Origin of the sequence: Duganella sp. Leaf61 (assembly GCF_001421905.1) — a bacterium.
GTDB lineage: Bacteria > Pseudomonadota > Gammaproteobacteria > Burkholderiales > Burkholderiaceae_D > Rugamonas > Rugamonas zoogloeoides.
On record NZ_LMLM01000023.1, the window covers coordinates 66,655 to 77,919 of the forward strand.

The 11,265-nt window shown below is 64.7% G+C and carries 10 protein-coding genes; 4 read left to right on the forward strand and 6 right to left on the reverse strand.

Translation table 11 applies throughout. The annotated features are described in order from the left end of the window. The first annotated feature begins 1 nt into the window (after nucleotide 1). Both ASF04_RS13390 and ASF04_RS13395 read left to right on the forward strand, forming a co-directional pair. On the forward strand, nucleotides 2-490 hold the full coding sequence (locus ASF04_RS13390; RefSeq protein ID WP_019923936.1) for a nucleoside deaminase: 489 nt from the start codon (nucleotides 2-4) through the stop codon (nucleotides 488-490). A 160-nt stretch (nucleotides 491-650) separates the two neighbouring features. After that, complete coding sequence (locus ASF04_RS13395) at nucleotides 651-1,091, forward strand: EF-hand domain-containing protein (protein ID WP_229205051.1); 441 nt, start codon at nucleotides 651-653, stop codon at nucleotides 1,089-1,091. A 52-nt stretch (nucleotides 1,092-1,143) separates the two neighbouring features. On the opposite strand, the gene ASF04_RS13400 is transcribed toward ASF04_RS13395, so the two are convergent. The 4 genes from ASF04_RS13400 to ASF04_RS13415 are packed head-to-tail and all read right to left on the reverse strand — an operon-like array spanning nucleotide 1,144 to nucleotide 7,338. Then, complete coding sequence (locus ASF04_RS13400) at nucleotides 1,144-2,343, reverse strand: hybrid sensor histidine kinase/response regulator (protein ID WP_056142419.1); 1,200 nt, start codon at nucleotides 2,341-2,343, stop codon at nucleotides 1,144-1,146. Further along, nucleotides 2,343-2,966, reverse strand: a complete 624-nt coding sequence (locus tag ASF04_RS13405; RefSeq protein WP_056142421.1) for a chemotaxis protein CheB — start codon at nucleotides 2,964-2,966, stop codon at nucleotides 2,343-2,345. The genes ASF04_RS13400 and ASF04_RS13405 overlap by 1 nt, the downstream gene beginning before the upstream one ends. A 2-nt stretch (nucleotides 2,967-2,968) precedes the next feature. Beyond that, nucleotides 2,969-3,784 (reverse strand): protein-glutamate O-methyltransferase CheR, encoded by an 816-nt coding sequence (locus ASF04_RS13410; protein ID WP_056142423.1) that lies wholly within the window; start codon nucleotides 3,782-3,784, stop codon nucleotides 2,969-2,971. Further along, a complete protein-coding gene (locus ASF04_RS13415; protein ID WP_056143161.1) occupies nucleotides 3,784-7,338 on the reverse strand; it encodes a response regulator in 3,555 nt (1,184 codons plus the stop codon). Before ASF04_RS13415 ends, ASF04_RS13410 begins: the two co-directional genes overlap by 1 nt. Nucleotides 7,339-7,511: 173 nt before the next feature. On the opposite strand from ASF04_RS13415, the gene ASF04_RS13420 reads away from it, so the two are divergent. After that, nucleotides 7,512-7,961, forward strand: coding sequence for a hypothetical protein (locus tag ASF04_RS13420; protein ID WP_156368640.1), 450 nt, complete (start codon nucleotides 7,512-7,514; stop codon nucleotides 7,959-7,961). A 10-nt stretch (nucleotides 7,962-7,971) separates the two neighbouring features. Here ASF04_RS13420 and ASF04_RS13425 read toward each other — a convergent pair whose 3' ends face one another. Next, nucleotides 7,972-8,730, reverse strand: coding sequence for a TauD/TfdA family dioxygenase (locus ASF04_RS13425; protein WP_056142430.1), 759 nt, complete (start codon nucleotides 8,728-8,730; stop codon nucleotides 7,972-7,974). A gap of 105 nt (nucleotides 8,731-8,835) precedes the next feature. Between ASF04_RS13425 and ASF04_RS13430 the strand changes: the two genes are divergently transcribed. Continuing rightward, a complete protein-coding gene (locus ASF04_RS13430) occupies nucleotides 8,836-9,738 on the forward strand; it encodes a LysR family transcriptional regulator (protein WP_056142433.1) in 903 nt (300 codons plus the stop codon). A gap of 158 nt (nucleotides 9,739-9,896) precedes the next feature. Here ASF04_RS13430 and ASF04_RS13435 read toward each other — a convergent pair whose 3' ends face one another. Next, a complete protein-coding gene (locus tag ASF04_RS13435; RefSeq protein WP_056142436.1) occupies nucleotides 9,897-11,258 on the reverse strand; it encodes a cytochrome c in 1,362 nt (453 codons plus the stop codon). Between the last annotated feature and the right edge of the window lie 7 nt (nucleotides 11,259-11,265).

The window sequence follows — 11,265 nt, forward strand, 5'->3', positions numbered from 1 at the left end:
AATGACCGCCACCGCGCAGGATCACGCGTTCATCACCGAAGTGCTGGCACTGGCGCAGCGCTCGCGCGACGAGGGCCACCATCCGTTTGCCGCCATGGTCGTGGCGGCCGACGGCACGGTGATTTCGTCCGCGATGAATGCGTCATCGTCCGACCGCACCGCGCACGCCGAGATGAACGCGTTGCGCCTGGCCTCGCAGCAGTACGGCCCGGCCGAACTGGCCACGGCCACGCTGTACGCCAACGCCGAACCGTGCGCCATGTGCAGTGGCGGCACCTACTGGAGCGGCGTGGGCAGGGTCGTGTATGCGCTGTCGGAAGCAAGCCTGCTGCAACTGACCGGTAGCGATCCCGAAAATCCGACCCTGGCGCTGCCGTGCCGCACCGTCTTCGCAGCCGGCCAGCGCCCGACCGAAGTGATCGGGCCGCTGCGCGAGGACGAGGCAAGATTGGCGCATGCGGGGTTTTGGGATGGCGGAGGAAATAGCTGATCGAACAAGGTTGTTGCCCGCAAGTGATGCTTCCGGGCCACAACCGGGGCCGGCATGCGGGCGCGCGGGCTGGCTGCCAACGACAGCGATTGCTAATTTTTCGTAATCGGATCACAGTATCACCCTGAACCAGGCATCACGCGATGCGGGGGAGATAACTATGACGAGATTACAATTATTAGCCGCCGCAGCGGCAACGGTCGGCAGCCTGTCCATGGCACCGACGCCGGCCCAGGCCCAGACACCACCTGCCGACCTGACCGCCAATCTACCGGCCAAGGCAGCCGTGTCCACGCCGTATTCCGATGCCTATGTGCCGCGCTCGATGCGCCAGCCCAGGCGCGATGTCGCCCCTGCTCCGGCAACCGGTCCGGGGCCGATACTGCTGCGCCTGCAACCGATGCAGAACCTGAAAAAGCGGTTCAATGATGCCGACCTCGACAACAGCGGCACGCTCAACCGCGAGGAAGCGCACCAGGCCGGCCTGTCGGTGGTCGAGAAAAATTTCGACAATATCGACACCGCCCAGCGCGGCCACGTCACCATCGACGACGTCAACGCCTACCTGATCCGCCGCCGCGAAGAAGCCAATTCCAGATAGGGAGCATAGGGCCTCGAAAACCGTAGCGGGACGCGCAGCAGGTTTGCGAGCCCTATGCCGGCGGCGCGTCCGAGCGGGGCAGCGCCAGCGTAAAGATTGCGCCCTCGCCCGGCACGCTGCGCACGGTCAGGCTGCCCTGGTGTACCTCGGCCAGTTCGCGCGAGATGTACAGGCCCAGGCCCAGGCCGGACGGCACTTCGTTGCCCACGCCGCGCTCGTACGGTTCGAAAATTTTCTGTTGCAGCTCGGGCGCGATGCCGGGGCCCTGGTCGCGCACTTCCACCAGCACTTGTTCCTCCTGCACGGTAAGCACCACCGCCACCGGCCGCTGGGCGCCGTAGCGCATGGCGTTGGTCAGCAGGTTGACGACGATCTGCTCGATGCGGAACTCGTCCCACCAGCCGGACACCGGCGTGCCGGCGTCGAGGCCGATGCTGCAACCGGCGGTCGATGCCTGCGGCGTCAGGTCGTGCACCACGCGCCGCAGCAGGCCAGACATTTCCACCCAGCCCGGCCGCAACGACAGCTTGCCGGAACGGATGCGCGAGACGTCGAGCATGTCGTCGATCAGGCGGATGATGCTCTGGATCTGGCGGTCGTCGCGCGCGACCATGCGCTGCAGCTGCTCGGCGCCGAAGGCCGCCATGTTGCCGCGTTCGAGCTGCATCTTGCGCAATTGCGTTTCCAGGTACAGCGTGTTGAGCGGCGTGCGCATTTCGTGCGAGACCATCGACATGAATTCGTCGCGCATGGCCAGCGCGCGCTGCAACTGCGCTTGCGCCACGTTCAGTTCGGCCAGCATGGCTTCCTGCGCCTGCCGCGCTTCCTCGAGTGCCTGCACCTGGCGCCGCATCGCTTCGCGCTGTTCCCACAGCGCCACGAACACTTCGACCTTGCCGCGCACGGCGCGCGAGTCGAGCGGCTTGTACAGCACATCGACGGCGCCGGCCTCGTAACCCTTGAACGAGTAATTGAGTTCCTTGCCGGCGGCAGTGACGAACACGATCGGGATTTGCCGGGTTTTCTCGGTGCCGCGCATCAGTTCGGCCAGTTCGAAACCGTCCATGCCCGGCATTTGCACGTCGAGGAAGGCCATGGCGAAGTCGTGCTGGAGCAGCAGCGCCAGCGCTTCGTCGCCCGAACCGGCCTGGAAGATCTCGCGGCCCGGGCCCCGGATCACGGCGTTCAGGGCTTGCAGGTTTTCCGGCAGATCGTCAACGATCAGCAGTTTGGTCGGTTGCTCGGCTTGCATCAGTTCTTCTCCAGCTTCAACAGCAATGTATGGATCGCGTCCAGCGGCAGCACCAGGTCGGGGTGGCGCACGCGGATCGCTTCCTGCGGCATGGTTGCCACTTCGGCATCTTGCGGGTCTTGCACCACGGTGAGGCCGCCGGCGCGGCCGATGGCCGCCATGCCTGCGGCGCCGTCATGGTTGGCCCCGGTCAGTAATATGCCCATCAGGGCCGGCCCGTAGGCATCGGCCGCCGACTCCATCAGGATGTCGATCGATGGCCGGGCAAAATTGCGCGGCGCTTCGCAGCTTAACGAAAAGCAGTAATCCGACTCGACAGACAAATGGTAGCCGGAACCGGCAAAGTAGAGCGTCCCGGACGTCAAGGTTTCCTTGTCGGCCGCTTCGCGCACCGGCAGCGCCATGCGCTGGGCGAATACGTCGGCCAGCTGGCTTTGCCGGTTTTCCGGCACGTGCAGCACCGCCACCACGGCCGGCGCATACTGCTTGGGCAAGCCCGGCAGCAGCTTGAGCAGCGCCCCGACGCCACCGGCCGAGGCGCCGATGATGACCGCTTCGATGCGGGTGCGGTGGCTGGCCAGGACGGCGTCGATCGCGGCAAGCGCGGTGGCGGCATCGAGCATGGCTAGCGCTTGCGAAACAGCCGTTCGCGTTTGACGATCGGCTCGAACGCGGGTCCGTAGGCGGAAAAGTCGATGCTCTCCTTGCTGCCCAGTCCCAGGAAGCCGCGATGGCACAGCGACTCGTGGAACAGGCCGAACGCGCGCTCCTGCAGTTTCTTTTTAAAGTAGATCATCACGTTGCGGCAGCTGATCAAATGGGTTTCGGCAAACACGGCGTCGGTGGCCAGGCTGTGGTCGGCAAAGGTGACGTTTTCGCACAGCGCGCCGTCGAACAGGGCGGCGTTGTAGGCGGCCGTGTAGTAATCGGAAAAGCTCGACGTGCCGCCGGCAGCCTGGTAGTTGGCCGTGTACTCGCGCATGGCGTCGAGCGGGAACACGCCCTTGCGGGCTTTTTCCAGCGACTGCGGGTTGATGTCGGTGGCGTAAATCATGCTGCGCTCCAGCAGGCCCTCTTCCTTGAGCAGGATCGCCATCGAATACACTTCTTCACCGGTACTGCTGCCGGCGATCCAGATTTTCAGCGACGGATACGTGCGCAGCACCGGCATTACCTGTTCGCGCAGCGCCAGCCAGTAGCTGGGGTCGCGGAACATCGACGTCACCGGGATGGTCAGATACTGCAGCAGCTGGCTGAACGCGGCCGGCTCGTGCATGATGCGCGCCTGCAGCGCCGAGATGGTCTCGCACTCCATGTCGCGCATGGCGTGCAGCACGCGGCGCTTTTGCGAGGCGCCCGTGTAATCGCGGAAATCATAGCTGTACTTCATGTAGATGGCTTCCATCAACACTTTGATTTCAATGTCGGTATCGCTGTGCATTATGCGCCCCGTTCACCGTTGGGCATCCACACCCGCAGCAGCGAGTACAGGCGCGACAAATCGATCGGCTTGGCCAGGTAGTCGCTGGCGCCGGCGGCCAGGCATTGCTCCTGGTCGTCCTTCATGGCCTTTGCGGTAATGGCGATGATCGGCAGGCGTTCGAAGCGGGCGTCGGCGCGGATCCGGCGCGTCGCTTCCAGGCCGTCCATGCCCGGCATCATCACGTCCATCAGTACCAGGTCGATGTCCGGGTTGGCATCCATTTTCTCGATTGCCTCGAAACCGTTGCGGCCCACTTCCACCAGCACGCCTTTTTGTTCGAGCGCGCTGGTCAGTGCGAAGATGTTGCGCACGTCGTCATCGACCAGCAGGATGCGCCGGCCCTCGAACACGCGGTCGCGCGAGCGCACCGTGCGCAGCATGGTCTGGCGCTCGGACGACAGGTCCGCTTCCACCTTGTGCAGGAACAATGTCACTTCGTCGAGCAGGCGTTCCGGCGAACGGGCGCCCTTGATGATGATCGAACGCGAATACTTGTGCAGGTCCGCCTCTTCGGCGCGCGACAGGTTGCGGCCCGTGTACACGATCACCGGCGGGAATGCCGCCAGCTGTTCGGCCGCCATTTTTTGCAGCAGCTCGTTGCCCTGCATGTCGGGCAGTTTCAAATCGATGATCATGCAGTCGTAGATGTTGGTGCGCAGCAGCGCCAGCGCTTCTTCGCCGGTACCGACCGCCACGATTTCCACGTCGTCGTCCGAGATCAGCTGCACCACGCTGTCGCGCTGGCGGTCGTCGTCTTCCACCAGCAGCACGCGCTTGATCTTTTGGGTGAGCTTGGTTTCGATCAGGCGGAACACGTCCATCAACTGGTCGCGCGTGGCCGGCTTCAAGGCGTAGCCGATGGCGCCCAGGTGCAGCGCGGCTTCGCCATTCTCGCTGCCGGACACCACGTGCACCGGGATGTGGCGGGTGGTGGCGTCGTCTTTCAGCAATTGCAGCACCGACAGGCCGGAGCGGTCGGGCAGGCGGATGTCGAGCAGCACGGCGTCCGGGCGGAACTGGCGCGCCAGTTCCAGGCCCTCGTCGGCATGGAACGCTACCAGGCAGCGGTACTGCTTTTCATGCGCCAGGTCGTACAGGATGCGGGCGAAATTGGGGTCGTCCTCGATCACCAGCACGGTGCGCTGGTTGACGCCGTGATCGGCCAGCAGGTCGCGGTCATCGGCAAACGCGCGCACGCGCGGTGGTGGCGGTTCGGTGGGCGCGGCAGCCGGCTTGGGCGCCATCGCCTTCCACGGCGCGGCGGCCGGTAGCGCGACCGGTGGCAGGGTTACCGGCGCGTGGGTACGGCCGGTGTCATCGAGCTCGGCCGGCGCGCTGGCGCTGCCCAGGCGGGGACCGGCTTCGGGCGCGGTAAAGGCGAGCGGCATGGTCAGCGTGAAGCAGCTGCCTTGTCCCACTTCGGAGGCGAGGCTGATGCTGCCGCCCAGCAGGTGCGCCAGGTCGCGCGAAATTGACAGGCCCAGGCCGGTGCCGCCGTACTTGCGGCTGGTGGTGCCGTCGGCCTGCTGGAATGCGTTGAAGATGCCGAGCTGGTCTTCGGGGCGGATGCCGATGCCGGTATCGTGCACCGAGAACGCCACCGCATCGTCGCCCACGCGCTCGAGACTGAGCGTGATCTGGCCGGTGCTGGTGAACTTGAGCGCGTTCGACAACAGGTTTTTCAGGATCTGCTCGAGGCGCTGGCGGTCGGAGACCATGTGCGGCGGCACGTCGTCGGCCACCTGCACCTGGAATGCCAGTTTCTTTTGCTGGGCCAGCGGCTCGAACACCATGGCCATGCCTTCGACCACGTGGCGCAGCGACAGCTGCTCGGGCACCAGTTCGAGCTTGCCCGCTTCCACCTTGGAGATGTCGAGGATGTCGTTGATCAGGTTGAGCAGATCGTTGCCGGCCGAGTAAATAGTGTTGGCGAAGCGGACCTGCTCGTCGTTGAGGTTGCCCAGCGTGTTTTCCGACAGCAGCTTGGCCAGGATCAGCGAGCTGTTGAGCGGCGTGCGCAGCTCGTGCGACATATTCGCCAGGAACTGCGATTTGTACTGGCTGGCGCGCTCGAGTTCGGCAGCGCGGTCTTCCAGGTCCTGCTGCGCCTGCGTCAGGGCGGCGTTCTTGTGGTCGAGCGCCTGGCCTTGTTCGGCCAGCTGTTCGTTGGTTTGTTCGAGTTCGGCTTTCTGGTTTTCCAGGCTCGCTTGCGACTCTTCCAGCACGCGCGACTGTTCTTCCAGTTCCTCGTTGGCGGTGCGCAGTTCTTCCTGCTGTACTTGCAATTCTTCGTTCAGTTGCTGGGTTTCGGCCAGCACTTCCTGCAGGCGCTGGCGCGAATGGCTGGCCTCGATGGCGTTGCCGATATTGCCTTTTACCAAGTTGAGGAATTCGACGTCACGCGTGGTAATCGGGCGCAACAGGCCGACCTCGATCACGCCGTTGATCACGCCGTCATTATCGAGCGGCGCCAGCATGACGCTGGCGGCCGGACCGGTACCGAGGCCGGAGCTGACCTGGATGTAATCGGCGGGCACTTGGTCCAGGCGGATCAGGCGGCGCTCCAGTGCGGCTTGCGCCACCAGCGTCTCGGACGGATGCATTTTCTGTTCGCGCGCGTCCCATTCGGACGAGAAACCGTACGACGCCACCCGGTGGAAGCTGCCGTCCGGTGCGCGCAGGTACAGCGCGCCGACCACCACGTCCATGTAACGCGCCAGAAACTGCAGCAGCGCCGACGACAATTGCGGCAACGCCATCTGGCCGATACCCTGTTGCGCCAGTTCGCTCTGGCCGGTGCGCAACCACGCCTGCTGTTGCAGCAGGTCCGCATGTTCGGTATGTTGCTTGAGCACATCGTTATACACCCTGGACAGGCCCAGCAGCTCACGGCGGCCGAACCACGCCAGTGCACCGCCCACGCCCAATGTGAGCAGCAGATACACGGCAGCCACCACGATGGTGACAGTACGGGCGGTATCGTTGCGCTCCTGGCGCATGCGCGCCTCGGTGCCGATAAAAGCGTCGAGCAGGCGGCGGATCTCGTCGAACTGGGTTTTGCCGCGCGCGGTCTTGACCGGGCCGGTGACGTCGCCGTTGGCGGCCCGCAATGCGATCATTTCCTGCGCGTACTTGTCCCAGCCCAGGTGCTGGGCCTGGATATTGCGCAGGCGATCGACCTGGGCCGGGTTGTCTTCCACCAGCTTGAGCAGGTTGTCGATGCTGGCAGTGACCTTGGGCTTGGACAGCACATACGGTTGCAGGAACGCTTCGTCGCCGGCCAGCAGGTAGCCGCGCATGCCGGTTTCCATGTCCACCATCTGCTTGCTGATCTCGTTGGCGCTGCCGATCACCCGTTCGCTGTGCTCGACCCAGTTCATGGTCGTGATCAGGTAGATCAGCAAAATCACGAAGACGCCGGCGCTGACCACGCCGGACGCCAGCGGCAAGGTGATGTTGCGGGCAAGGATGCGGCGGAATGACTGGTCGTCCATCGACGATTTATTGGGCATGATGCGGACCAAGATATCTTGAGAAGCGAGAAGTTTATCGCATTTACAAGGTTGTTCGCCTGACGGGGCAATCGTGCGCGCAAGAAATAGTGACACCGTGGCGTGCGCAAGTCGCAATGCCTTTATGATAACGTTTTCTGGTGCATCGATCCCAACCACTCCACAAGGCTTACATGTCCCGTTCCTTACGCTCGTTGCCTGGCCTGCTGCTGGCAACAACATGGTTCAGTATTTCGGCCCCTGCGACGGCCGCTGCTGCCCCGCCCGCTGTGCTTATCGAACAAGCGCTGCGCTGCGAGTTGCCCACAGGAAAATACGTCGGTGTGCAAAAGTCGCTCGGCCGCCTGGGTGCCAAACCCACTGCCGACGGCGTCGCCGACAGTTTTCAATTGCCCAAGCCGGTACGGCCTTTCAACCTCGACGTGACTCGTGTCAGCGCGAGCGGCGCCGAGGTCGATACCTATATTGCCGTGCTGCCCGGAGTCCGCCTGGAAGACGTTGCCAAGGCGGCCAATCTCAAAAAAGGAGCCGCCGGCTACAGCCGCGACACCAAGTTCGGTACCCTGCAGGCCGACGTGCGCGAGCACGGCGACATCTGGCTGATGTGTACCGCGCTGCGGTAAGCGCCTTCCCCTATTGCCAGATCACCCCGTCGGCCCGCACCGTGGTGCGGTTGAGGATGCGCCGGCTGTCCGCCGTCAGCGGCGTGGCCTTGTGGGCGACGCGTAAATTGTCGGCCACCACCACGTCGCCGGGCAGCCAGTGATGGCGGTAGCTGGCGCCGGGCCGCGAATAATGGCGGTCGATCGCGGCCATCACTTCGCGCGACTGCTCGCTGTTGTAGCCGAGCACGCCGGCAGTCAGGCCCACGTTCAGGTACAGGCCGGGCACATCGGTGTGCGGATGCCGCAGTACCAGCGGGTGCACCACGCCGTTGCGGTGCGCGGTATGCAGGGCATCGAATTCCTTGCGGATTTCGTCGTTGAGCTCGGCATATGCCTGCTGCAAGTCGGTAAACAGCGTGTCGCCGCCCTGGTCCGATTGCACCACCGTGTACCAGAAGCTGACCGGGGTCGGGTCGTCGCGGAACGACCCGTCCGAGTGCCAGTAACGGCCCACCTCGACGTGGCCGTCCTCGGGCCGGCTGGCCACGCGGAAGATTTCAGGTACGCCCGGCAGTTGCCCGCGCACGGTGGGAAACACCTCCAGCGTGCCGAACAGGCGGGTGGCGGCCAGTTGTTCTTCAGGCGCCAGGGACTGGCCCCGGATCACCAGCAAGCCGTGTTCGACCAGCGCGGCGCGCAGGTCGCGGCCCATGGCGGGGTTGGCGTCGCGCAGGTCGAGTCCTTCGATAGTAGCGCCAAAACCCTGGTTGTGTGCAGTGAGTTTCATAAGGCCTCCTCAGCCATTCGTGTATGAATTCACTATAGATTGTTCGGACGGTGCTGATAATATGGGCGCCATCGCATACACTTTTGCGCGCTGCGCAACGCCACCATGGACCGCTTCGCCGAACTCAACGCTTTCAGCCTGGTGGCCAGTCACGGCGGCTTTTCCGCCGCCGCCCGCCAGTTGGGCGTGGCCACCTCGTCGGTCACGCGCCTGGTCGATGCGCTCGAACAGCGTCTTGGCACGCCACTGCTGAACCGCTCCACCCGCAGCATCACCCTGACCGACAGCGGTCGCACCTACCTCGAGCACACCAACCAGATCCTGGCCGCCCTCGACGAGGCCGATGACGCGGCCGGCGGCGGCGACAGCGAGCTGCACGGCCTGCTACGGGTGGCGGCGCCCGTCACGCTGGCCATCCGCTACCTGGGGCCGCTGCTGCCCGGCCTGGCGGAGCGCTACCCGCGCCTGCGCCTCGACCTGCGCCTGGCCGACAGCGTGACCCACCTGGTCGATGAAGCGATCGACGTCGCGATCCGCATCGGCAGCCCGCCGCAGCAACCGAACCTGATCGCCCGCAAGCTGGCCGGCCACCGGCGCCACATCGTCGCCAGCCCCGCCTACCTGGCGCGCCACGGCACGCCGCACACCCCGGCTGACCTGGCCGGCCACAACTGCCTGCAGTTCGCCTACGGCGCCAGCCGCCACAGCTGGCATCTGCGCAGCGATGCGGAAACAGTCGAGGTGGAAATGACGGGATCGCTCACGGTCAACAACAGCGAAGTGCTGCGCCTGGCCGCGTGCGACGGCATGGGCCTGGCGCTGCTGCCCGCGTGGCTCGTCCAAGGCGACCTCGACAGCGGCGCCCTGGTGGCCATATTGCCCGCTTACGAAGCCAACCCGGGCCAGATGGACATCGGCATCTACGCCGTGTACCCGGCCAGCCGGCGCGGCTCGGCCAAGATCCGGCTGCTGATCGACTTGTTGCAGGTGGCGTTGTCGGGCGAGTAGGAAAAAGAACGGTGTATACCGCTCGCCTGTTCACTCAGAACGGCAAAGGCCTGCTGCCGTGATCGCCACGGCAGCAGGCCTGGTTTCGCCAGCGAGCAGTTAAAACCCATCCTGCCGAGGCGCGCAAGCAGCGCCTCATTCCCTGCCGGGACAGGTTCTCAGTGCGCTGCGGTGACGCTTCCCGCTTCGGCCTTGACCTGCTTGCGCAGCTTGGCCACCTCGCCGGCACTCACTGCGGACGCTTCGTTACCCCAGCTCTGGCGCACGAAGGTGACCAGTTGGGCGGTCTCTTCGTCCGACAGGCGCCACGCGAATCCGGGCATGCCAAGGTCCGATGGCGCCGCTCTGGTCGATGGCAGCTTGCTGCCTTCGAGGATCAGACGGATCAACGAGGTTGCATCGTCGGACAGCACGCTCGGGTTGCCGGCCAGCGCAGGGAACACCTTGCCGTTGGACTTGGCGTCGGTACGGTGGCAGGCAGCGCAGTTGTCGAGGTACAGCTGCGCGCCGCGACCATCTTCACGCCCGGATTTCAAGGCCAGCGCAGTGGCATTGCTCTCCTTGTAGGTCGCTTTTTCCGCCAGGCCCGGCGACAGCGACTTCAGATAGGCGGCCATCGCCGTCAAATCTTCTTTGGTCATGTGCTGGGTGCTGTGCGACACCACTTCCGCCATTGGCGTACCCACCACGGCCGAGTGATCGTTGCGTGCTTTTGACAGCGTATCGACGATGTCCTGCTCGTTCCAGCGCCCCAGGCCGCCAGCCGGATTGCCGCGCAGGTTGACCGCCAGCCAGCCGTCGATCACGGGACCGCCGGACAGGTAGGCCGGGCTCGACTCGTCCTGCGCCAGCTCCTGCATGGTGGACGCGCGCGGCGTATGGCAGGCGCCGCAGTGACCGAGGCCCTGCACCAGGTAGGCGCCGCGCGCCAGCATCGCGCTTTCGTACTTGTTGAGCACCAGCGGTTCAACGGGCGGCGCATACATCTTGCGCCAGATCGCCAGCGGGAAGTTCAGCGACAGCGGCCAGCTGATCGCGCTGGACCGGTTGGCGTTCGAGACCGGTTCCACGCCATGCATGAAGTATGCATACAGCGCGCGCAGGTCGTCGTCGCTGATCTTGGCGTACGACGGATACGGCATGGCCGGATACAGCGTAGTACCGTGCGGCGTGATGCCGTGGCGCACCGCCCGGTCGAAATCGTCGAGGCTGTAGTTGCCGATGCCGGTCGCCTTGTCGGGCGTGATGTTGGTGCTGTACAGGGCGCCAATCGGCGTCGCCATCGACAGGCCGCCGGCAAACTGCTTGCCATTCGGCGCCGTGTGGCAGGCGATACAGTCACCGGCGGTGGCGATGTACTTGCCCTGCTCGATCAGTTGCGCGCTTGGCGCGGCCAGGTTGACGGCGCCGGGACCGATGTTCCTGGTCGGCGTCGCTTGCGAGGCGTACAGATATGCACCACCCACGCCGATCACGCCCAGGCCCACGGCGGTCAACAATAATTTTTTCACAGTGTTCATGCGCACT